The organism is Methylobacterium sp. P1-11, assembly GCF_008329595.1.
In the GTDB taxonomy this organism is placed as follows: Bacteria; Pseudomonadota; Alphaproteobacteria; order Rhizobiales; family Beijerinckiaceae; genus Methylobacterium.
Window position 1 is genome coordinate 1 of the sequence record NZ_NPKS01000022.1, and the last position, 21,865, is coordinate 21,865.

Here is a 21,865-nt window from a genome sequence, read left to right on the forward strand (position 1 = left end):
GGCACGCGTGTCGGCCTGCGCGGCTGCGGTGGCGAGAGGGGACGCCGTGGTCTGGATCGTGGTCACGCTTTCACTCCGGGTAGTCGGCCGTTCGTAGCCATGTGGCTGTGGTGGCTCAGTCGCGGGTGGCTCAGTCGCGGGTGGCGCTGACGAGCAGGCCGAGGCCGAAGCCGACGGCGCCGGCGATGAGCAGGGAGGCGAGCGGGTACTCGGCGACCTGATGGCTCACCTCGCGGGTGCCCCGGCGCAGGACGTGGCCACCGCGCTCGTAAGCGTCCTCGGCGTAGTCGGCGGCCTCGTCCGCCGCCCGGTACACGGAGCGCTGAGCCCGGTCGACATGATCCTCGGCGCCACCCTGGACCCGGCGGGCGCGGAATCCGAAATCATGCCCGTCGACACCAGCCGTCACAGTTCACGAGCCCCGTCATGCGGTCACTGCGCCGTCAGCAGTGGGGCACAAACGGGTTGCGCACAAGGCGGTTCCGCCGGCCTCGCAAATTTTCCTGGTGTGGCTGCATCATTGATAACGTCATTACCGACCAGAGATAAGTACACAGCTCTTTGGCGTGGTTATCCGCCCGCCGCGACAATATCCCGAGTTCGACGACTCCAGACCTTTCTCGCGTCGCTCGCTTACGAAGAGCTGCACCGGGGCGACACGTCCGATCCCGTCATTTCGTATGTCCACGCGCAGCTTGCCGACAGTCTGCGGCAATACTATTCAGAAGTTGCAGCAGCCGAGGCCGGCTCCCGGCTCGCGGCCATGCTGGATCGGTCATTCGCGGCTGTGGATGTGACCGCGGTGGTGTCAGAATCGAACTCCATGCGAGACTGAACCGATCGCCCGGGCTCCGGGTCTTCGAGGCCGAAGATCGCGTGCCGTGTTCTCAGTCCGGCCCCGATTGATCGTCTCGCTGTTCACGATGCTTGCGACAGCGCAGGATCTGCGCGTCGAGCTGCGCTTGGCCACGGGCTTCACGGACGAGCCCTTGGCCGCGGCGGGCGACGGCCGGACTGTGCCCGCAGGACGTTCACACCCGCGATGCCTTGGCCGAATACGAGGGCACCCGCGGCGTGACGCTGCACAGATCGATGCGCTCGGCATGAGTATCCCGGGCTTGCGGCGTCACTCACAATGGTAGACCGAGCATAGGCCCAGACATGCTCGGATTGTCCATGAAGTTCCGATTGCCGATTCCGTCCCACCGGCGCCGTTCGCTGTTCGGCAATCCGCTTCCCGGCTTCGATTCGGCCTATTACCTGGCCCATAACCCCGATGTCCGAAAGGCCGGGCTGGACCCGCTTCAGCACTTCCTCGCTCATGGCTGGAAGGAGGGACGAGACCCGAGCGCGGGTTTCAGCACCTCGGGCTATCTCGCGGCAAATCCGGACGTGGCAGCCGCAAACCAAAATCCTTTGATTCACTTCCTGCAGAATGGGCTTGCCGAGGGCCGAACGGGATTCACCGTCGGCGACGCTTGGGTGCCGACAGCAGAGCTGAGCCCCGACCAGGATCACCGGGCGCCCGGCTCATCGGATTCTCAAACCAGCGTCGCTCTTCACGGCTTCATCGATGAGGTCGACCACATTCGGATCCGTGGCTGGGCGTTCAATCCCGCGTCACCCGATTCGCCGGCGATCGTCGCCATCATTGTCAATCAATCAACTGTCAACACGGTAATAGCTGGAAAGTATCGTCCCGATCTGCGGGAAGCGAAGATCGGCAACGCGCATCACGGCTTTACCTACGCGTTCTTTCCGCCCCTGAGCACCGACGTTGAACAGACAATCGTGGTTCGCCGTTGCGCGGATGGCCATGAAATCGCGCGCGCCGTGTTGCCTGCAAGGCGCAAGATCTGACACGCGAACCTTTCTCGCTTCACAGTGATCGAGCGAGATGACGTTCCCGACGCTACGGCTGCGTTCTCGCGGCGCTGACGCCAGCGCCAATCCTTGCACCCGAGATCTCGGGTGAGCGGAGGCTGGGAATTGGCACTCTGCGGTTCCGATCCATCCATGCTGTCGATGGGCATTGTCGGATCGGCGAAAGCGAGACGACATTGGCCGTCGGATTCCCGCACCCGCCGAGACGGGCGCCGTCGCCGTTCGGCAACATCACGCGCAGGTCGCACCTGAGCGCGCGGGATCCGCCTCATCGGGTTAGCGCCTTCGAGGTTCGGCCGATGCAAATCATGTCGGTCACGGACGGCGCCGTCCTCGCGTCGTATGCCCAGGGCTGTGCGGCGCCGAGCACCGGACGAATAGCTAGGGTAGGCCTTGGCGCGTCCTCGAAGGCCCGCCTTTCAGCCGTTCCCGGGTGACGCAGCCTTGTCTCGGATCGCCCTGCATCTCTGATACGAAGGCACAGACTGGGTCGTGACGCGGTCGAGCCCAAGGGTGCCGTCCGGTGGCTTGGAACCTGACGTGCATAGCGCTCGCCGGCTCAGCCAGAGCGCTCCTGTTCAGAGAGAAAACCTGACACGTCAATGCGTTGGGGTGCGCGATATGCGATATCGGCAAGGCCGCGCCACGTCACCGCTATCCTCGCTGACCACAGGCTGGACGCCGGCCGGCCCCCGCCGATGACCGGGGAGCGCCGAACGGTGCCGATACGCTTGATGGCGCCAATACATCTTTTGATGAAGACAGCGACGGCCGTTGTTGGGCGTAAGGCGCCGTTGTCGCTGGCCGCATCCATGGAGCGTTCAGTCCCCCACCCATGGGGCCGCCATGGATGCGACCGGCAGGAGGCTCCGACATCCTTTGTACATGGAACAGATCGCGCTCGAGCGCCGCAACGGCATCCGCAAGAAGCCACACCCGGCGCTGGTTGTTGCCTCGATCAGCTTGGCCGTGGGCCTCTGGTTCGTCATCTACGCGGTCTCCGGCCGCGTCATCTGGTTGTGGTAAGGCGTGTCCCGTCCAAGCGCGCTCGGGCCGACCGGTATGTCCGAGGGATTGGAGTGCCACAGCCCGACCGTGATCGTGGCGTGCGGCCGATCCAGGCCAGGATGGCGCGCGCCGCGGACTGGCCGCATTCGCCAAGGTTCGGCGCGGACCCGCAGGAGAAGCAGGCCCGGATCCCGCTTGCGCGAGGTGCCGTACGAGAATGCGGAAACTGCGCTGGTGGCGCTCCCAAGGGGACCGCGCCGAGCCTGATGCATCAATAGCTTAGGGCAGACTGGGACCCGAAATCCGCCCACGGAATCGATGAGCTTTTTGCCCCTGAGGTCCCACTCGCTGGCGCCTCTTCTGCCCGCGCGAGCGTGAGGTGCGCCGTTCTACCAAGGCCGCTGGCACCCCTTCTGATCGCAGACGTAGATCCCCGTATCCGCTTGCATCGTGCAAGGCTTCTTCGGCGGATCGCGGAGCGCAGCGTCTCGGTGGTTCGTCCACTCCTTGACGAAGCGCTCCGAGCAGGCGGTCGGGAACTTCTTGGACTGAGCCCAGGCCGGTGCGGTAAGCAAGGTCGAGATCGAGAGTGTCAGCACGACTTGGGTCATGGACACCGCTCGGAATGATATAGGGGACATTGGCCCGCATAGACGCCTATCGCCAGCCGCGCTAGGCCACTGCCATGGCGAAAGAACCCGCGACCGTCTCCGAGCTGCTCAAGGCCGCCGAGATCACTGACCAGGAGATCGACGCTGCGGTCGACGCCGTGCTCGCGGATCTGGCGGCCGAGGCCTACCCGCTCGCGAAGGGCTAGACGCTCGACCTCGTCGAGACGCTCCGGACGAGCACCCGTGCAGCCGAAGCGCTGACCAACGACAAGCCGGCCTGGAAGCGCAACATGGTCCGGACCGCAATCCTGCTGGCTCACCCGGTGAAGGGATGAGCGCGCCCGATCCGGGTGACGTGCGCTGCCTTTCGGCAGCAGTCGACCAAACGCAGCCGTGCCGAAGGCCATCGGCGCCTCCCGAAAGCGGTCGTTCGTCGCGAGTACCGCAACTTCAGTTCTCGGCGGTGACTCGTCATTGGATTGCGGCCCAAAAGCCGACCGCACGTTCGGCAGCCGCGGCCGGCTTGAGCCGCCTATAGACCGATCCGCGTCAGGCGGCACTCCGCTTGGCGCCAGCCAGCGCAAAGGCGAGCGCATCGGCAGCGCCGAGCGGTTGGCTGAACAGGAAGCCCTGCACCTCCGTGCAGCCCTCCTGCCTCACACGCTCCAGTTGCTCCCAGGTTTCAACGCCCTCTGCCACCACACGCTTGCCGAGCCGCTCGCCAAGGTCGGCTACAGCCCGCACGATCGCTGCTGTCTCCGGTTCGGCGATGTTACAGACGAAGGTACGGTCGATCTTGATCTTGTCGAACGGGAACCGGCGCAGGTAGCTCAAAGACGAGAACCCGGTGCCAAAGTCGTCGAGTGCCACACATATGCCTAGTCCGCGCAGCCGATGCAGGCGTGCCAGCGCGTCGTCCGCGTCGCGCATCAGCATACTCTCCGTCACCTCTAGCGTCAGGCGCTGAGCGTCCAACCCTGCTCCCGCTAGTGCGGTCATCACCGCCTCTTCCAGCCCGTCGCGGATCTGAACGGTCGATACATTCACTGCGACCTGGATCGGCTCAGGCCAACGCCGCGCCTCGCGGCATGCTTGGTCCAGTGCCCAGGCGCCGAGCGGCACGATCAGCCCGGTCTCCTCAGCCACTGGGATGAAGTCTGCTGGTGAGATCGCGCCACGTTCGGGGTGGTGCCAGCGCATCAGCGCCTCGAAGTTCACCACCGCGTTCGTGGTCACGTCGATCACCGGCTGGTAGACGAGCGAGAAGTCGCCGCGCCGGATCGCCTCCTTCATATCGAGGGCCAGCGAGCCCCGCACCGCAGTCCGAGCGTGCGCTCCGGGCCGGAACAGGCGGTAAGTGCCGCGCCCGGCTGCCTTGGCCTCGTAGAGCGCGGCGTCGGCGCGCCTGAACATCTCGTCCGCGTCCGCGTCTCCCACCGGCACCATCGCGAGACCGATGCTGATGCCGACTTCGACGCGCGCGCCGTCGATCTCGACAGGGGCACTGACTGCCGCGATGATCCGCTCCGCCACGCGTCGCGCGCCGCCCTCGCCGTCGAGGCCGCCGAGCACAAGCGCGAACTCGTCACCGCCGAGGCGGGCTGCGGTGTCGGCCTCGTTCAGAACTGCGCGCATGCGTGCGGCCACCACGCAGAGTAGGCGGTCGCCGACGACGTGGCCGAGCGTGTCGTTGACGACTTTGAATCCATCGAGGTCGCAGACTAGGACAGCGAAACGATCATGCGTAGTCGCGGCTGCGCGGATCGCCCAGTCGAGCCGTTCCCGGAACAACAGGCGGTTGGCTAGGCCGGTAAGCGCGTCGTGGTACGCCATATGCTCGACGCGCGCTTCGGCCTCCTTGCGCCGCGAGATATCAATCTGCGTGCCGACCATCCGAGTCGCTTGACCCGTGTCGTCGCGCTCGACGACACGGCCGCGGGTTAGGACCCATGGGTAGCCACCATCCCGGCGGAAGAGCCGGTGCTCGCAGGCGAACGCGGGCGTCAGGCGCTTAAGGTGTTCGCGCAGAGCGGTGGCCACACGCTCGCGGTCCTCTTGATGCACGAACTGCACGTAGGTGGACATCGCGATCCGTTGGCGGCCCTCGTGTCCCAGCCGGTGCATCCAGTGATCCGAGATCCAGATCTCACCGGCCTCGAGATCCCAGTCCCAGATCCCGTCCTCGCCGCTGTCGAGCGCGAGTGCGAGCCGCTCCTCGCTCAGCCGCAGCCGCGCCTCGGCCTCACGGCGGCGCGTCGTGTCGGTGTAGGTGCGCAAGTAGCCGCCTTCCGGTAAGCGCACGACGCGCACCTCTAGACTCGTCCCATCCGGTCGCTGCCGCTCGAACACGTCCGGCAAAATCGCGAGATCGGCGGCCACGAGCGCACCCTCAAGTGTGTTCGGGCTAGTCCGGTACTCTCCGCGCGCAACCTGGAAGGCGTTGATCGCGCTGTAGGGGCTGCCGTCGTACAGGACGGTGTCAGGCAGATCGAGGAGTTCGCGCGCGTCGGTTGTGTAGGCGCACGCGGAGATCAGGGCCATACAGGATCAGCCCCTCGTCCATCGTTTCCAGGGTCGCGCGCAACAGTGCCGCCGTTTCCGCCAACTCCTTGCGCGCAGTGGCAATGTCGTCGATGTCAAGGGCCGTACCGATCCACTCGACGATTTCCCCAGCGCGACGCACCGGGATCACCATGAGCCTGTGCCAGCGGTAGACGCCGTCGTGACGACGCAAACGGCTTTCCTCACTGTGAGCCAGGCCCTTCCCGATGGCTGCGGTCCGCCTCTCTGCGAGGCGCTCAGCGTTGTCAGGATGGTGGGCCGCCAAGCGGTCGGTGTGCGTCGAGCCGATCGGGCCGAGATATGCCTCGAACTGCGCGTTATGGTAGACGGTCGCGCCTGCCTCGCTGTCCATGGCCCAGACCATTTGCGGCAGAGCGTCAGTCAGCGCACGCAAGCGCCCCTCACTCGCCCTGGTCTGCGCATCTGAAGCCTGACGCTGCTCGATCTCACGTGCGAGCAGGAGCAAAGCGACCACGAGCACGATGGTGAGGCTGCCGGCGACAACACCTTGCGTCAGGGCCGACCGACGCCAACCGGCGAGCACGTCGGCGCGGGAAAGAGCGGCGCCAACGTAGAGCGGGTAGCCGTCGAGGAAGCTGTAGGCGATCACTCGCACAACTGCATCCGTTAAGCCCGGCGACCAGAACGGCTTGTCGTCTCTGGGTAGCACGTGCTCCCTGTAGTTCGCCCTGTCCGCGAAGTTCTTGCCCACCAGCTCCGGCATTCTGGGGGAGCGCAAGAGCAGCGTACCGTCCGCGCGCCACAGGTTGAGGGTTGCTCCTGGACCATTGTCGATCTTGGCGTAGACGGCCTGGAAGGTCTCCAGATCGAGCATCGCCTGGACGATGCCCGCGAACGAGCCGTCTGGATTGTCGATGCGGCGGGCTACCGGAAGCAAGAGCTTGCCGGTCAATCGCCCGACCACCGGGCGGCCGATTATCAGTCCATCATCCGGCCGTTCGCGCAAAGCTTGGAAGTAGTCGCGGTCGTGCACGTCGAGCGACCGGGTCGGGAAGGCAGCCGCCTCGACGATCGCCCTTCCATCACGATCGATGATAATGATGTTGTTGAGACGCGAGTGAACGAACTGCTCGTGCAGGGCGGCATGGAGTGCTTGCGACGGTAGGGCATCCGCGCGCGGACCGACGAGGGACGCGACAGCGCGCAGGTAGGTGTCGATGGTCTCGAAGCTGCGCGTGGCGTGCTGCCCCAGAGCGCGAGCGGTGTTGACGGCGCGCGTTTCGGCGTCGGTGAGGTCTTGGCTGTACTGCCGGTACATAGTCCAGGTGACGAGCGCCGGGATGCCCAGACCAACCAATATAGCCGCGACGCGCAGCCAACCACTTAGTCCCAGGGTCGCGTCTGATCTCCTGATTGGTGACAGCATCGTCTCCGCCCCCGCCACATACTAAACCTGCACGGTGGCTGGCAGCAGCACAGCATAGAAACGTAAAGGAGGCTTTCAACTTCAAGGACCTGCCGCTCCGGGTCATCGCGCCGCGCTCCCGAGCCTTGGAAGCTTGCCACTCGCAGCAGCGCTCTCCCGCGCCCGCTTCAAGGTGCCTCTCGGCCTTGGTGAGCACCGAGCAGGGGTCCTGCCCCTTGGTCTTCGCGAGAAACAGCAGATCGGCTGTTAGACCTATAATCTCACAGCCTTACACGTCGCACTGATCAGCTTCTACGCAACACTTGTGCTAAACGGCCCCTTCCGCTTTCGGGCGGGGAGTTGCCAAAGCAAACCCGTCGGATTGCCGGGTGGCTTCAGCGATCATCGGCGCGAGTGCGGCGAGGGGGGCTGGCTGTCGCGTCGCAGGACGCGGGCTCATCCCCGTGACGCCGAGTTCCTGCACGAAGCGTGGCGCATCCCCGCGGTAGGCCGCGAGCAAGCCCCAAGGCATCACGGTCAGGGCCAGCAGGACGAGGCCGCGGTATGCATCATGAGGTGGTACGGCAGGGCCGGCACCCCGAGGATGTTGTGCGCGTCGAGCCAAGCGCGACGTCCTCCTTTCTTCGGCCGGAAAGTGAAGAAGTCCGCGAAGATCCGGCGGTGCGTGATGACCCCGCTGATCAGGGTCACCAGCATCGCCATCGTCGCAGCTCCGACGAGCCAGCGCCCCCAGACGGGCGGCATGTGCAGTTCGTAGTGGAGCCGGTACAGAAAATCGCCGCCGAACGTGTCGCGTACCCGCGCGGGAGTACCCATCGCGGGGTCGAGGAGCAGGGTCTCCCGCGTCCCGCCCCGGCCACGCCGTTGCAGACCGATCGAGGGGTCCGAAGCGCCGGGTAGGCGTTTGAGCCTTCAGTCCGTACGCCGGTCTCGTCGCAGGCGACGACCTCGGCCTTGCGCAGGGCCGAGACGGCCGCGTCACGACCGGCACGGAAGCGGCCTTGCGCGCCGGAGCAGGTTCATCAAGCCGCCCTGGTTGAGCGTCAGGCCGAACAGGTCGGACAGCGCCGCCTGCAACCATTCATAAGACAGGGCTTGGAAGGTCTTCAGGTAGGTGGCCACCGCGCGCAGCCGTGGGCCGAAGGGAGTGCCGCGCGCCGCTTCCGGTACCGGTGCGACGACCCGCTCCCCGCAGCTCGGGCAACATACCGCGAGCCGGCGGTGCTGCGTCATGATCGGCGCCCTTCGGGCAGCTCAATTTGCTCAGAGACGCTGACGACCTGCGCCGGAAGAGCGACGTGCAGGCTGCCGCCGCAGCGTGTACAAGCCTCAGGACGATGCTCCACGATCGTATCGGGATCGGTGCTCAGCACCCGGCTGTGACCCTCATGACCTGGCTTGGCGCCGCCCGGCCTGGAGTGCTCGCGCTGCTCCTTGCGGTCTGTTGCCGGCGGCTTCGAGGAAGTGCGCGAGGTCTTCTCTGGCGGCTGCAGCCGCAGCACCAGCTCGATCACCTCCTCCCGGCTCAGCCGTTCCAGTTCGCTGCGGCCCATCTCGCAACGGAATCAGCGAAATGGGCTCCCGGCAGGTGGCGCCACGAGCGCTCCACATCGCCCCCCGCAGGCGTCACGCCGTGCTTCCGCATCCCTCGTGGGTAATTACTGCGCACTAAATATGATCTTTGATAAAGTGTGCGGCGCCTCCCACAATGCCGCCGTCTACAGCGCCACTCAGGCCGGTGACTAAACCCATGGTGGCGGCAGACCCAGCTACACCAGCAACCGTCACTCCCGTTGCGATCGCCAGAGGTGCAACCGCCACAACTGCTGCAACACCAGCGATAGCGCCAACTGTTCCACCAGCAATTGAGCCAATCTCGGCCCAGCTCATGCCACCATTAACATCGGACAGGATTTCATCAGAGAGCTTCTGATCCGTAGACATTTTGTTTTCCCGTTAGTTTAAATTATCGCTCTATCGAGTGTCCCAATGGGACGCGGCGGAACTCAGCTCCAATACAAATCAAAAGGCAACCAGAATTTTTGGTAAATGTGCCCGATGATTTTCAGTTTGATAAATAAAAGTTAAAATCATATTATTCTACTATATTTTTATTTGATACGGAATGAGGAGATCCGTCTCACTTGCCTATCTTGCAAGAGGTTCGACTTGTCACGAGGCTTAGCTGATGGATGCTGCAGGGCATAGAATCCAATGTATGAGGTATTAGACATGAAAACCAATCATAAACCTTTTTAGTTTACAAAATTAAATCAAATTTCTTGAAAATACAATTTTAATACAAGTCAAGTATCAAGTGTCAAATTTCCCGCAGGCGTCATTGATGACCACCGCTCTCTACCGCGCGGAAGCGCTTGATGAGTTGGCGGGACCTGACCAGCTCGACGAAATGATACACGTCACCTCTCCTCTCGGCTGGGCAGCCTTGAGCACGGCGCTCGTCATTGTCGGCAGCTGCCTTGGTTGGTCGATTTTCGGCACCTATCGCACAACGGTGAGCGGTCAGGGTCTACTTGTGCCGGCCGGAGGGGCCTTCGTCAGCGTATATGCCCCTAAAACCGGGTGGCTCGATAGGTACCGCCAGCGCGGCGAAGCTGTGAAGAAGGGCGACGTGCTCGCCCGACTCAGTTCGCCTGAGGATGCCGCACGGCTTTTCGATGCTGACGGACGCTACAATCAGCTTACGACGCAGCACGCGGCATTAGTCGAACGAATCGACAATCAGATTACCAAAGAAAATGTCGCTGCGCAGCGTAAACGTGAGGCATTACAAGAGACGATTGAGCTTGGCGAAGCGCGAGTGCGTGAGCTCAAGGCACTTCTAGAACAGCGTGAGTTACTTCTATCCAAGGGATTAACGCCGTCAGACCGCGTAATCGATGCCCGCGAACGGCTGTTCGCAGCTCGCGAGTCAATCTCGCGAGCCCGCACGGAATTGGTTTCTCTCGACGCCTCTCTCGTATCCTTGCGCAATCAGTCAGATCAAGAGCTTGCTGCCCTCGACCGGCAGCTGCGTGATGCGGAAGGGCAGCGCGCGCAAATACATTTGAGCGACAAGCTAGCCACGACCATCGTGGCGCGGACCGATGGCATTATCACGACCAACGAAGTCGGGGACCAATCCCTAGTCAGTGCCGGTCAGAAACTGATGGTGATTGAGCACGGTGGCCCACGCCTCGACGCACTGCTCTACGTGCCTGCGGATAGCGGCAAGGAGGTCAGGCTCGGTATGGGGGTGCGCCTGTCGCTCTCGACCGCCAAGAAGGAGGAATACGGAACGCTCATCGGCACCGTCATTCAGGTTGACGAGAGCCCGGAGAATGAAAGCGCGCTCGCGCAACGTCTCGGCAATCCCGATCTCGCGCGCCTCTTCACACGGGCGGGGCCGCCGCTCCAACTCGTGGTACGGATCAACGCCGGACCTCAAGGCCCCGACAGCTACGCCTGGACATCAAAACGCGGTGAGAAGGTCGCACTCACATCAACGACCCTCCTAGAAGGGCAGGTCACAGTGAAGTCGGGCAGGCCGGTCAGCCTGTTCGTCCCCGCTCTGCGTCGGTTCGTCGGCCTATGAGCCGGCAAATCCCGATGCGCTTCCCGCGGACCGCGCGTAGTCGGGTTCCAACCGTCTTGCAGATGGAGGCCGCCGAGTGCGGTGCCGCCTGCCTTGCGATGGTGCTGGCTTATTACGGCAGATGGGTGCCTCTTGAGGAACTACGGGTAGCCTGTGGCGTCTCGCGCGATGGCAGCAAAGCCAAGAACGTGGTGCGGGCCGCCCGCCGTTACGGCCTTGACGCCGAAGGCTGGCGTACGGAGCCGAGTAAGCTCGTCGGCAAGCCTCTACCCGCGATCTTGTTCTGGGAATTCAACCACTTCGTTGTATTGGAGGGTGTCGGTCGCAACGTCGTCCACCTCAATGACCCGGCGAGTGGTCCGCGCACGGTCTCGCACGAGGAGTTCAACCGCGCCTTCACCGGCGTGATGCTGACGATGAAGCCCGGCGCCGAATTTCGGCCTTCCGGCACTCGGCCCGGCGCTTGGCGAGCGGTACGCGATCAACTTGCGTCCTCACGCGGCGCTGTGATGTTCCTGGTCCTAGCCGGCGTGGCAGCGTTGATCCCCGGTGTCTTCGTGCCAGCGGCAATCAAGATTTTTGTCGATGACATCCTCGTCCGCCACCTGACCGATTGGATCCGGCCGCTGCTTCTCGGGCTCGCCTCCGCGGCGCTTCTGGGGGGCTTGCTGACTGGGCTGCAGGGTTATTTCCTGGCGCGATTGAAGTGGAAGCTAGGAGTGTCCTTGGGCCTGCGCCTGACCTGGCACCTGATGAGGCTCTCGCCCAGCTTCTTTTCTCAACGCTACGCAGGCGACGTGGCGAGCCGGCTCGCCACGACGGAGCGGGCCTGCGACCTCATCGGCAGTCAGGTCTCGGCCTTGTTGGTGACGGGGCTAGCGACCGTGTTCTACGGCGCCTTAATGGTTCTCTACGACCCGGTACTCGCTGCGATTGGCCTAACTCTCGCGTTGATTAACGTCACCTTTACCCGCCTCATATCCAGGCGGCAGGAAAACGCCGCCCGTGCGGTGATGCGTGAACAAGCGGTTCTAGGTAGCCTCTCGATCACCGGCATCCAGTCTATTGAAACGCTCAAGGCGACGGCTTCCGAGGACGACTTCCTCAATCGCTTGGCTAATGCCCAGGCCCGCACCATGAATGCGGTCCACCGAATGCAGGTGCCACTCCAACTCCTTAGCCTGATCCCGAAAGCGCTTGGCGCGCTGAGTATAGCGGTAATACTCGGTGTCGGCGGACTGCGCGCCATGGAAGGACTGATCACGATCGGCACGCTTGCAGCGTTCCAGACCGTGCTGTCGAGCTTCCTGTTTCAAGTGAGCGGGCTCGTCGGCGTCGCCTGCGGCATGCGCGAACTCCGCGTTGCAATGGAGCGCGTCAACGACGTACTGCGCTACCCCCTCGATCCCCGTGTCGAGCCGGAGGTGCGGAACGGCGCAGCGAACGACGATGGGGCTCCCCCGCCTCGCTGCCTGTCCGGCGCGGTCGAGATCCGCGATCTCACCTACGGCTACAACCCACTCGACCCGCCGCTTTTCCAAGACTTCTCCCTCTCAGTCATCCCAGGGGCACGCATTGCCCTTGTCGGTCCATCTGGTAGTGGCAAGTCAACAATCGCACGCCTCCTCGTGGGGCTCGCCGAGCCGTGGTCGGGCAGTATCGAGTACGATGGTCATCAGGCCAATCTCATACCGCAGAGTGTGCGGAGTGCCTCGATCGCCTATGTCGGCCAGGGCATCGTCCTAATAGAGGGGAGTGTTCGCGAGAACCTGACCTTGTGGGATCCGCAAATCCCCGAGCGGATCATGGTCGAAGCCGCTCGCGACGCTGGGATTCATGAGATTATAGCCGCCCGTCCCGGCGGCTACGACGCTCCGGTAAGTGAAGGCGGCAACAACTGGTCGGGTGGGGAGGCCCAGCGGCTCGAAATCGCTCGCGCGCTCGCTCTGGAGCCCAGCGTTCTCGTGCTCGATGAGGCCACCTCGGCCTTAGATGCGGCGACCGAAGGGGCGATCCTCGATAATCTCTGGCGACGCGGCTGCACCACCATCCTAATCACCCATCGCCTCAGCGCGATCCGCAACTGCGACGAGATCCTAGTGCTCGACCGCGGCCGGATCATCGAGCGCGGCTCCCATGACGCACTCTTCAGGCAGGCAGGCACCTACGCGGAGTTGATCCGTGCTGCATGAGCTTCTCCACCGGGTAGCCACCTCAACCGCGGCACCGATCGCCCGCACGGAGGCTATAAGCGTCGAGTCCCGCGGCCTGCGGGTCGAGGCCGGGGCGGTCGACCTCTACATCGACTGGCCTAAACGCACTGGGCTCCGGCGTCGCCTCACCACACTTGGGCCCGGTGAGATCGCATTGCCGATCACACCAGCACCTGGAGTCGGAACGGCGCGGCTTCTCGCCTTCCCAAGCTCAAATGCCCAGCTATCGACTTTCGCGCCCAATGCCTTCCTGAGCCGCCTCGAGATAGGCGACCCGGAAGCGATCGCTGCGGCCGAAACCTGGATAGAGCGGACACTTCGTGCCGCCGGTAATCCGCTGCCCGGAGCGCCCGCCCTCCTCGGTGAAGGGACCGGCCCACTCGATCCGGGTCTCGTTGCCCGTCCGGTCCGGGGATTGCTTTGGGTTACCGTCATCCAGGGCGCAGTCCTGAATGACCTTGCCGGTGCCGGCTCCATCCTGCCCGGTGAGCCGCCGGTTCCGGTCACCGCGGCTACTGGTGGGATCACTGCCGAGCGCGGCGCCTTGATTAGCTGCTCGATGAGCGCTGGGCTTGCCGGGGGAGGAATTCTTGCCCGCGCAGTCCTGGCGCACCAGGACCGGCTCGCCCGCACTCTGTCGGTGTCGGAGGTGGACCGGGAAGCTAACGAGACTGCCGCCATCGCTGGTAAGGCTAACCGTGACCGCACCATTCTGGCTGCGACCGTTGCCCCCCTTGTAGCTCGCTCGGTCAAGGGAACACGGAGCGGAACCTCGCTTGAGGCGGCCTTCTGTGCAGTCGCCGAGGCGGCCGCGGTTGTTCTGCCCTCCACGCCGCTGCCCGAAGGCAGCGAGACCGGCACCATGCCAGCCGAAAGACGGTTGGCGCTTCTCGCAGCTTGGGCAGGCGTCCGATTTCGCCGGGTCCGGCTCAGTCGGGCTTGGTGGCGCCGAGGCGGCCAGCCGATGCTTGGTTTTCGCAAGGATGGCGCCCCTGTCGCGCTGATAGCCGGAACCGGATGGCGGGGCGGCTACCACCTATGGGTTGATGGTCGGCCCCAATGCTTCGGGATGCGCGAGGCAATGGCCCTCACCGGGCACGCCGACGTGCTTCAGCGCCGTCTGCCAGACGCACCGATCGACGGTCGCGGCCTGCTGCGATTTGCTGCCCCGCTCGCTTGGCCGGCGCTTATCGCAATCCTGATGATCGGGCTCGCCAGCAGCTTTCTTGGCCTCGTGACGCCAATAGCGACTGAGATCCTATTCGAGACAGTAATACCGGCGGCATCACGCCCAGAACTTATCCAGCTCGCCGCCGGCATCGCTGCGCTTGGGCTCGGTGGCGTCGTGTTCGAACTAGTGCGTAGCTTCCTGCTACTGCGGCTTGCCACCCTCCTGAACACCGACCTCGAAGGGGCGGTGTGGGACCGACTGCTGCGCTTGTCGGCGTCCTTTTTCCGTGACTATTCTGCAGGCGACCTCGCGCTTCGCGCCGCAGCGATCAATCAGATGCGCGATGCGGTGAGCGGGACTGTGATCAGTTCCCTTCTATCCGCAGTCTTCTCAATCTCCAGCCTTGCGCTGATCTTATACTACGAATGGCGACTTGCCCTCGTAGCCATCGGATTGTTGATCGTCCAACTCGCCGTGATGATGACGGTGAACCTCCGGTTGCTTGGTTGGAAGCGGCGTGCCTTGGAAACGGAAGGACGTCTCCAGGCTCTGACACTGCAGCTTATCCAGGGAATCGCCAAGCTGAAGGTCGCGGGAGCGGAGGCGCGAGGCTTTGCCCGCTGGGCGCCATTGTTCATTGAGCGGCGCGCGTTGGATTTCTGGCAAAGCCGCCTCGCGGCCGGCTACTCAGCCTTCGGTACCACCTTCGGCATCGCCGCAGTCGCCCTGATGATCGGGATTGTAGGTCTTGGAGGAATTGAGATCGGGATCCCCCGCTTCATCGCCTTCAACGCTGCCTACGGGCAGTTTATGTCCGCAACCTTATCGCTTGGCAGCACTCTGCCCGCGCTATTTTCTTTGAGACCCCTTTACGGCCGCGCTGCACCTCTTCTCGCCGCACACCCCGAAAACCTCGGCACTCGGGGTGTGGCACACGACCTGAGGGGCAAAATCGAAATCAGCGATGTCGTTTTCCGCTACCAGGCGGATGGCCCGGTGATCTTGGATGGTGTGTCGATCACCGTGCGTCCTGGCGAGTTCGTTGGCATCGTCGGTGCCTCAGGCTCAGGTAAATCGACCTTGATGCGCATTTTGCTCGGCTTCGAGACGCCGGCGAGTGGATCGGTATTCTTCGACGATCAAGAGATGGGTAGCCTTGATCTACGCGTAGTGCGTCAGCAGATGGGCGTCGTACTTCAGTCAAGTCGTGCGATTGGCGGCACCCTCATGGAGTGCATCCTCAACGGTGCCCCGCTCACGGAGGCCAACGCCTGGGAAGCGGCGAGGCTTGCGGGGCTCGATGGCGACATCCAGTCAATGCCGATGCGCATGCACACCTTCGTTGGTGAAGACGGAACGCTTCTGTCAGGTGGTCAGCGACAGCGCCTGCTGATTGCCCGGGCGGTAGTTCGCCGTCCTCGAATCCTGCTCTTTGACGAGGCGACAAGCGCCCTCGACAACCGCACTCAGCAAATTGTCTCCGAAGGACTGGAGCGGCTTGACGTCACTCGCGTCGTTATCGCTCACCGCCTTTCAACAGTGCAGAACGCCAACCGGATCTATATGCTAGACGGTGGCCGCGTAGTCGAGCAAGGCACCTACCAAGAACTAATCGAGCACAACGGCTCGTTCGCATCGCTATTACGTCAGCAGATTGCATGAATTTCAACCTTCTCACATTTCAAGATTTACAATCAAAGCTTTCACTCGCGCTGTGGCGGCGCGCCGATGCGGATGGCAGCTCAAGCTATGGCCAACAATTCTCGGAGCTAGTGCGTGGCTGATGTGCTGATGGCGGCCGGCTCTTGGATTGCGGATATCGCCTGGGCCAATGCGGGAAAGCCGCCGCGCAGATCGGCCGCTCCTACCCAGTATCCGTACCGTCCGAAGACTCGGTTCAAACGGGCCATGCGCCGCGCGCGCTTTGTCCAGGGCAGGCCCGCCTCGGCCACCGGATCGACATTCAGGATCAGCATCCGCTGCCGCTGGATTTGGACCGGCGTCACGCTGCGGATCGCCTCCCACGGAATCCAATCGGTCGAAAGCCTGCGATCGTAGATCCCCCGCGGCCCGACCGACACGACGGGCCCGCGCTGGAACAGCTTCGGGACGAGCAGCACCGTGCCGAGGCCGAAGAACGCGACGCCGACATAAGCCGCGAGCTCGTTGAAGCTGCCGGGCGTCACGACCCTGCGACCCGTTCCCGGGTGGGCATAGATCATCCAAGCGGAGAATGCCGTGAAACAGGCGGAGCCCAGAAAGAGGCAGACGGTCCGCCACGGCGAACGATCGATCTCGACGACATCCACGTAGGCGAACTCCGCAATGGGATCGACACGACAGCGCCCGACGCGGCGTCTCGGCATGGGACTATCGCCCTGCCGAGAGCGATCGCAAAGCTGGGTGGGTCCACTAAGGTAGGTGAAAATCCCCGGGTGGTCCAAACCCGACGCTTGGTACCCGCGGCGAGGGGGCGCTTGCGACCCAACTCCGCCGTAGGAACGCACCGGAGCTCACCTCGGAAGCAGACGCTTCAAGTCCATCAGCCAAGAGTTGTCCGAGGCATCGGTGCACCAGCGATCGCCCGATGGGCCCGACGAGCGCCTCTTTCTTCTTCGTTTGCTCGCCTTCAACACCACGTCCGCGTTGCCCCCGGCGATGCGCATGCGCAGGAACAGCGCCGAACTCCTAATGCAAGTGCTGTCTGGATGCTTGCCGGTACTCAGTGGGTGTCGAACCGAAGCGATCCTTAAAGCGGCGGCAGAAGTGGGATTGAGTGCTGAATCCGCATCCATAGGCAACGGTGCCGACCGGAAGGTGGAGGAAGTAGCGATCGGCCAAGCGATTGGCTGCTAGCGCAAGCCGGCGCTCCCAGATCCAGTCGGAAATGTGCTGGCCGCGCTCGTGGAACAGCTCCTGCAAACGGCGCAACGAAACACCCATTGCGACGGCAAGCTGCCGTGGATCGAGGGCCGGGTCACCCAGGTTCGCCTCGACGTAAACCTTGGCACGCTGGACCAGGAGCGTGCCGTGAATAGGCCGTGGCGCCTCTTGCGAAATTCTCTCAGCAAGGCAGGCCACGATCAGATCAATACCGATCTCCGACATACGGAGAGCTGTATCCGGGGAGAGTTGATGACGGTTCTTGATCAGATCCAGGAAGAACGTCCTTGCAAGGGATGTCGCGCCGAGGATGGCTCCGACCGTCATGGTTGTGAATAGCCGAGCCGGGCCAAGCACCTTCTCGAGCCGCTCACGCGGAAGTTCCAGGTAGAGGGATCGATGGCCTGCACTGGTGGACAGGACGCCCGGGCGATGGTCGAGGACAACGAGATCACCGGCGCGCTGCTCCGAGGACCTATCATCCTGAAGGCTCTTCAAAACATCCGCGAGCTGAAAAATAACGATCAAGGGGTTCGCTTGACCACTTCGCCAGAGCATGGCTTGAGACGTATTTGCTCGTACGGCCCCCTGCGAGAGACGCGTTAAGTTGATCGAGCCTACAGTCGCGGCCTCGATCTTGGCATGAAATGGCACATCTTCGAGCCGCTCCAGCTCGATAGGCAGGCCGCGACCGGACAGCGTTTCGCGCCGGATCTTAAAATTGTTTTGTCTACGCGTTCCTTCTGTTGAGAACAGGGTCTGCATCTCGGTTGTCGGGGTCGGTGCCATCAAATCAGGTGATTTGAGAGAGACTCATTAAGTGTAAGCGCGCCAAGTAATATCTGGCGCCGATCGTCTGATGCCTCGAACAAGGTGATCACAAGAAAAAATCTTTTAATGGATTCACCCAGGCCGAAGTATTGCAGATCCTTTTCTTATTCGGCAGGTCATGATCCGAGGCTCTCGGTCCACGGCTCTTTCGGTCGCTGCGGCGGACGACCGCAACTGTTTTAAACTCATCATTCGCAACCCACACGCCCCCACGGGCGCACTGGCGTTGACCTCAGCAAATTTGCCGACATGCCTGAACCGCAGCGCTTCGACTCTGAATCTTAGGGATGTGCTTTGGCGCACTATGGAGTGTCCAGAGGAGTAGACCGCTTTCATAGCCCCTGCCGATGAGGGACTGAAGCGCGATCCAATCTCAATGAAAGCCATTCTTCGGAGCCCATTCGCGGCGCATAATGTCGCACCAGACTAAAGTTTTTTTAGGCCTCAATGACCGATTTCATGCCATGAATGAAAGCCAATCTATATTGATTTTAATTATCTGCTATCCCGGATATCTATAGACGTGCACTGGTTTCGTTATGTCGTTCGGTGTCATATCATGTTGCGCAGCACCAAGGTTCTCTTCAAGGCAATCGCTCCTATCTTGTTGATGGCGGCAGTGGCCGCCGTGTTGATTGCCTACGCCACTGTCAATCTCAACGCCCTCGCAACACAGACGCGGGAGATTGTCGACCTTCAAGCAGTTCGGCTCGAGAAGATCCTAGGCGTCCGGGTCAACGTGAACGAGGCCGCAGTCCAGGCCCGAAATGTCATCATAGAGACTCGCCAGGACGAAATGGCCCGGTACCGGGAACGCTATAACGCCGCGGTGAAGGCGACCCTTGATGATGTGAACACGCTCATCGCGCTGGCTGACTCCCCTGATCGCAAGGCAACGAACCAGTCGCTCAAGAGCTTGCTTGAGGACTTCTTCGCCGCCTTGGACAAGTCGAATGCTCTTAGTCTCAGCAACGATAACGACGCTGCCATCCACGTACTATTGACCGATGGGGGCGCGGCCCGCGGCAAGGTCCGGGACTTCGTTCAAGGGCGCATCGATCGCTTGACGGCCGAGTTGCGGCAGGCGCGCGACAATGCCGAGCAAGCGGCGGCAACGACGATGTTGGTCCTGATTGGCGCTGCTGCAGCTGGTCTTTTCGGTACGGTCGCTCTGTCTGCCCTGATCGTCGTATTCGGTATCACGCGCCCGCTCGGCAGCCTCGTCGGCGTGCTGCAGCGTATGGCCCGCGGCGAGGTCGACGCCGAGATCGGCGAGGCCGCCCGCGGCGACGAGATCGGCGCCGTCGGCAAGGCAGTGGAGGGCATCAAGGCCATGGTCGCACGCAAGGCCGCCGAGGAGGCCGAGGTCAAGCGCCGCGCCGACGAGGCAGCCGCCGCCGAGCGCCGCCGCACCATGGTCGAGCTCGCCGACGGCTTCGAGCGCGCCGTCGGCGGCATCGTCGGCCTGGTCTCGTCCTCGGCCACCGAGCTCCAGGCCACCGCCCAGCAGATGACCGCAACTGCCCAGGAGACGGCGAGCCAGTCGACCACCGTGGCGGCCGCCGCGGAAGAGGCTGCCACCAACGTCAACACAGTCGCGGCGGCGGCCGAGGAACTCGGCTCGTCGGTGCAGGAGATCGGCCGGCAGGTGCAGGGCTCGGCCCATCTCGCGCAAGCCGCGGTGGGCGAGGCCGACCAGACCGCGCACCTCGTCCAGGCGCTCAGCCAGAACGCCGCGCGGATCGGCGACATGGTCGGGATGATCTCCGGCATCGCCGGCCAGACCAACCTCCTGGCGCTCAACGCGACGATCGAGGCGGCGCGGGCGGGGGCGGCCGGGCGGGGCTTCGCGGTGGTGGCCACCGAGGTGAAGGCGCTGGCCGAGCAGACCGCCCGGGCGACGCAGGAGATCTCGGGGCAGATCGCGCAGATCCAGGCCTCGACCGGGCAGGCGGTGACGGCGATCGGCGGGATCACGGGGCGGATCCGTGAGATCGACAGCGTGGCGACATCGATCGCGGCGGCGGTCGAGCAGCAGGGTGCGGCCACCCAGGAGATCGTGCGCAACGTCAGCCAGGCGGCGGTAGGCGCCAGCGAGGTGACCGGCAACATCGCCGGTGTGGCGCAGGCCTCGGAGGAGACGGGCGCGGCGGCCGGCCAGGTCCTGTCGGCGGCCTCCGAGCTGTCGCGGCAATCCGAGCATCTCGGCGCCGAGGTCGCCCGCTTCCTCGCCACCGTCCGCGCCGCCTGAGGAGGTCATGGCCGATCTCCTCCACTTTCCGGCCCGACCGCTTGTCCGGGACGAAGCAAGCCGGCTGCACGCGGATCCGGCCGCAACGCATGAACGTGGCACGGATCTCGGCCCCCGAGCTCCACACATCCAGGTCGGTGCCGAAAGGCTGCTCGAACTGACCCGCGCCTTGGAACGCGCGATCGAGGATCTGGACCTCACGCTGATTGAGCTCGGTCTCCAGGATCCAGACACGCGTAAAGCCCTGCGGGGCTTCATCGTCAACGCGGAGAGCCTCGCCAACACGGCGCAGAGCGTTGGTCACAGCGCACAGGGCCTCGCCGGTATGGAGCAGCGGCTTCCGGCCGCTCTCTGACCGAGCCCGCGACTTCGAGCCGGACACAGCACCGGCCGCATCATCGAATGGAGGCCGGCATGGGCAGGCTGTTGTTGATCTCGGACGACCTAGCTCGGACCGGGCGCCTAGCTCGTTCCCTCGGCCCGGCCCGTCGCTGCACCGTGCAAAACCTCTATGACGACGCCGTGCCGTCGGGGCAGCCGGACTTGATCGTCGGTGACGTTGCCCGACTAACCTCCGAGGCAATCATGTGCCTGCGGCGGATGCTGGAGCCGCTGCGTTCGGCCGGTGCCCCGTTCCTGTTCCTGACCCACGGCAGCGCCGCCCGCGCGGAGGCCCAGGCGCGGGTCCTCGCCCCGACCGACTTCCTCCCGGCCCTGTCCGTGCTCGAGCGTCTGCTGGCCCGGATCGATCGGCTCCAGGAGGTCGGTGGTTCCGCCATCGCTGCCCGGATGGCGGACGAGGCCCGGCAGTTTTTCGACCGAACCTTCTTATCCGGTCATACGATCACCCCCGAGTTGGCGAGCACAGGCACCGGCCTGATCGCCCGGGCCGTGCAGCATTGTGGCATACGCGACTGGATCGGAGCCGTGCAACGCTTCGACGAGGCTACGCACCGGCACTGCCTGATCGTCACAGGACTGGCCGCCGCGTTCGCGACCAAGCTCGGCTTTGCTGATCTCGACAGCTACCGCCTGACCAAGGCTGCGCTGCTGCACGACGTCGGTAAGACCCAGATCTCGACCGCGATCCTGAACAAGCCCGGCCGGCTCACCGATGAGGAAATGGCCGAGATGCGCACGCATGCGGCACTCGGCTACGACATGCTGGTCGGCAGCGGTTTCTCGCCGGAGATGCTGCAGGTCGTGCGCTCGCATCACGAAATGCTGGACGGCTCCGGCTACCCGGACGGGGTCCGGGCACCCGAGATCCCGAACCTCGTCCGGCTGGTGACGATCTGCGACATCTACGGTGCGCTCATCGAACGGCGCCCCTACAGGGCACCAATGTCGGGCGGGGAGGCCTACGGGATCGTGCAGTCCATGACGGGACGGCTCGACCCTGATCTAGTCACGGCATTCCGCCCGGTGATGACCGCGTTCGATCCGGCCATCACTGCTGCAGCCTAGGG

The 21,865-nt window shown here is 63.6% G+C and carries 16 protein-coding genes and 2 pseudogenes; 9 read left to right on the top strand and 9 right to left on the bottom strand.

The genetic code is table 11. The features are described from left to right. Window positions 1-130: 130 nt before the first annotated feature. The gene (locus CIW48_RS21000) at window positions 131-409 is read right to left on the bottom strand and encodes a hypothetical protein (RefSeq protein ID WP_246695352.1); all 279 of its coding nucleotides are present in this window, start codon (window positions 407-409) and stop codon (window positions 131-133) included. Window positions 410-1,176: 767 nt separating this feature from the next. On the opposite strand from CIW48_RS21000, the gene CIW48_RS34735 reads away from it, so the two are divergent. Beyond that, entirely contained in the window at window positions 1,177-1,860 is a 684-nt protein-coding gene (locus CIW48_RS34735; protein WP_197739363.1) for a hypothetical protein, read from the top strand. Window positions 1,861-2,769: 909 nt separating this feature from the next. Next, on the top strand, window positions 2,770-2,910 hold the full coding sequence (locus tag CIW48_RS33390; RefSeq protein ID WP_173009339.1) for a hypothetical protein: 141 nt from the start codon (window positions 2,770-2,772) through the stop codon (window positions 2,908-2,910). Between the two features lie 371 nt (window positions 2,911-3,281). Here the strand turns inward: CIW48_RS33390 and CIW48_RS21010 are convergent, their stop codons facing one another. Beyond that, window positions 3,282-3,503: a hypothetical protein gene (locus CIW48_RS21010; RefSeq protein ID WP_149312508.1), complete on the bottom strand. Its 222-nt coding sequence runs from the start codon at window positions 3,501-3,503 to the stop codon at window positions 3,282-3,284. A gap of 74 nt (window positions 3,504-3,577) precedes the next feature. On the opposite strand from CIW48_RS21010, the gene CIW48_RS34590 reads away from it, so the two are divergent. Next, window positions 3,578-3,709 (top strand): hypothetical protein, encoded by a 132-nt coding sequence (locus tag CIW48_RS34590; RefSeq protein WP_281407372.1) that lies wholly within the window; start codon window positions 3,578-3,580, stop codon window positions 3,707-3,709. A gap of 343 nt (window positions 3,710-4,052) precedes the next feature. On the opposite strand, the gene CIW48_RS21020 is transcribed toward CIW48_RS34590, so the two are convergent. From CIW48_RS21020 to CIW48_RS21040, 5 genes and pseudogenes are all read right to left on the bottom strand, one after another. Beyond that, window positions 4,053-6,044 carry an EAL domain-containing protein gene (locus tag CIW48_RS21020; RefSeq protein WP_149312509.1) on the bottom strand — a complete coding sequence of 664 codons (1,992 nt, stop codon included), beginning with the start codon at window positions 6,042-6,044 and terminating at the stop codon, window positions 4,053-4,055. Then, on the bottom strand, window positions 5,983-7,452 hold the full coding sequence (locus CIW48_RS21025; RefSeq protein ID WP_149312510.1) for a cache domain-containing protein: 1,470 nt from the start codon (window positions 7,450-7,452) through the stop codon (window positions 5,983-5,985). The genes CIW48_RS21020 and CIW48_RS21025 overlap by 62 nt, the downstream gene beginning before the upstream one ends. Before the next feature lie 379 nt (window positions 7,453-7,831). Beyond that, window positions 7,832-8,286, bottom strand: a pseudogene (locus tag CIW48_RS21030) (PepSY-associated TM helix domain-containing protein); the annotation flags it as partial. A gap of 62 nt (window positions 8,287-8,348) precedes the next feature. Further along, window positions 8,349-9,005, bottom strand: a pseudogene (locus tag CIW48_RS21035) (transposase); the annotation flags it as partial. A gap of 115 nt (window positions 9,006-9,120) precedes the next feature. Next, window positions 9,121-9,396: a hypothetical protein gene (locus CIW48_RS21040; protein WP_149312511.1), complete on the bottom strand. Its 276-nt coding sequence runs from the start codon at window positions 9,394-9,396 to the stop codon at window positions 9,121-9,123. Between the two features lie 400 nt (window positions 9,397-9,796). On the opposite strand from CIW48_RS21040, the gene CIW48_RS21045 reads away from it, so the two are divergent. Genes CIW48_RS21045 through CIW48_RS21055 form a run of 3 tightly spaced genes read left to right on the top strand, consistent with a single transcriptional unit; the run spans window position 9,797 to window position 16,093 of the window. Next, window positions 9,797-11,047, top strand: a complete 1,251-nt coding sequence (locus tag CIW48_RS21045) for an NHLP bacteriocin system secretion protein (protein ID WP_149312512.1) — start codon at window positions 9,797-9,799, stop codon at window positions 11,045-11,047. A gap of 14 nt (window positions 11,048-11,061) precedes the next feature. Next, window positions 11,062-13,239 (top strand): NHLP family bacteriocin export ABC transporter peptidase/permease/ATPase subunit, encoded by a 2,178-nt coding sequence (locus CIW48_RS21050; protein WP_281407374.1) that lies wholly within the window; start codon window positions 11,062-11,064, stop codon window positions 13,237-13,239. Beyond that, window positions 13,229-16,093: an NHLP bacteriocin export ABC transporter permease/ATPase subunit gene (locus tag CIW48_RS21055; RefSeq protein WP_149312514.1), complete on the top strand. Its 2,865-nt coding sequence runs from the start codon at window positions 13,229-13,231 to the stop codon at window positions 16,091-16,093. The genes CIW48_RS21050 and CIW48_RS21055 overlap by 11 nt, the downstream gene beginning before the upstream one ends. Before the next feature lie 107 nt (window positions 16,094-16,200). On the opposite strand, the gene CIW48_RS21060 is transcribed toward CIW48_RS21055, so the two are convergent. Beyond that, window positions 16,201-16,740, bottom strand: coding sequence for an STM3941 family protein (locus tag CIW48_RS21060; protein ID WP_246695353.1), 540 nt, complete (start codon window positions 16,738-16,740; stop codon window positions 16,201-16,203). Between the two features lie 379 nt (window positions 16,741-17,119). Further along, window positions 17,120-18,079 (bottom strand): helix-turn-helix domain-containing protein, encoded by a 960-nt coding sequence (locus tag CIW48_RS21065; protein WP_149312515.1) that lies wholly within the window; start codon window positions 18,077-18,079, stop codon window positions 17,120-17,122. A gap of 625 nt (window positions 18,080-18,704) precedes the next feature. Here CIW48_RS21065 and CIW48_RS21070 point away from each other — a divergent pair. From CIW48_RS21070 to CIW48_RS21080, 3 genes are read left to right on the top strand one after another with little or no spacing between them, the layout of a single operon-like run. Beyond that, a complete protein-coding gene (locus CIW48_RS21070; protein WP_149312516.1) occupies window positions 18,705-20,396 on the top strand; it encodes a methyl-accepting chemotaxis protein in 1,692 nt (563 codons plus the stop codon). Between the two features lie 7 nt (window positions 20,397-20,403). Beyond that, window positions 20,404-20,751, top strand: coding sequence for a hypothetical protein (locus CIW48_RS21075; RefSeq protein WP_149312517.1), 348 nt, complete (start codon window positions 20,404-20,406; stop codon window positions 20,749-20,751). A 59-nt stretch (window positions 20,752-20,810) separates the two neighbouring features. After that, on the top strand, window positions 20,811-21,863 hold the full coding sequence (locus CIW48_RS21080; RefSeq protein WP_173009340.1) for an HD domain-containing phosphohydrolase: 1,053 nt from the start codon (window positions 20,811-20,813) through the stop codon (window positions 21,861-21,863). Window positions 21,864-21,865: the final 2 nt, after the last annotated feature.

Excerpts from the sequence above, each read along its gene's own strand:
- CIW48_RS21040 (WP_149312511.1), bottom strand. The coding sequence starts at position 9,396 with ATGTCTACGGATCAGAAGCTCTCTGATGAAATCCTGTCCGATGTTAAT.
- CIW48_RS34735 (WP_197739363.1), top strand. The coding sequence starts at position 1,177 with ATGAAGTTCCGATTGCCGATTCCGTCCCACCGGCGCCGTTCGCTGTTC.
- CIW48_RS34590 (WP_281407372.1), top strand. The coding sequence starts at position 3,578 with ATGGCGAAAGAACCCGCGACCGTCTCCGAGCTGCTCAAGGCCGCCGAG.
- CIW48_RS21075 (WP_149312517.1), top strand. The coding sequence starts at position 20,404 with ATGGCCGATCTCCTCCACTTTCCGGCCCGACCGCTTGTCCGGGACGAA.
- CIW48_RS33390 (WP_173009339.1), top strand. The coding sequence starts at position 2,770 with ATGGAACAGATCGCGCTCGAGCGCCGCAACGGCATCCGCAAGAAGCCA.
- CIW48_RS21020 (WP_149312509.1), bottom strand. The coding sequence starts at position 6,044 with ATGGCCCTGATCTCCGCGTGCGCCTACACAACCGACGCGCGCGAACTC.
- CIW48_RS21050 (WP_281407374.1), top strand. The coding sequence starts at position 11,062 with ATGCGCTTCCCGCGGACCGCGCGTAGTCGGGTTCCAACCGTCTTGCAG.
- CIW48_RS21025 (WP_149312510.1), bottom strand. The coding sequence starts at position 7,452 with ATGCTGTCACCAATCAGGAGATCAGACGCGACCCTGGGACTAAGTGGT.
- CIW48_RS21065 (WP_149312515.1), bottom strand. The coding sequence starts at position 18,079 with ATGCAGACCCTGTTCTCAACAGAAGGAACGCGTAGACAAAACAATTTT.
- CIW48_RS21045 (WP_149312512.1), top strand. The coding sequence starts at position 9,797 with ATGACCACCGCTCTCTACCGCGCGGAAGCGCTTGATGAGTTGGCGGGA.
- CIW48_RS21010 (WP_149312508.1), bottom strand. The coding sequence starts at position 3,503 with ATGACCCAAGTCGTGCTGACACTCTCGATCTCGACCTTGCTTACCGCA.
- CIW48_RS21070 (WP_149312516.1), top strand. The coding sequence starts at position 18,705 with ATGTTGCGCAGCACCAAGGTTCTCTTCAAGGCAATCGCTCCTATCTTG.
- CIW48_RS21080 (WP_173009340.1), top strand. The coding sequence starts at position 20,811 with ATGGGCAGGCTGTTGTTGATCTCGGACGACCTAGCTCGGACCGGGCGC.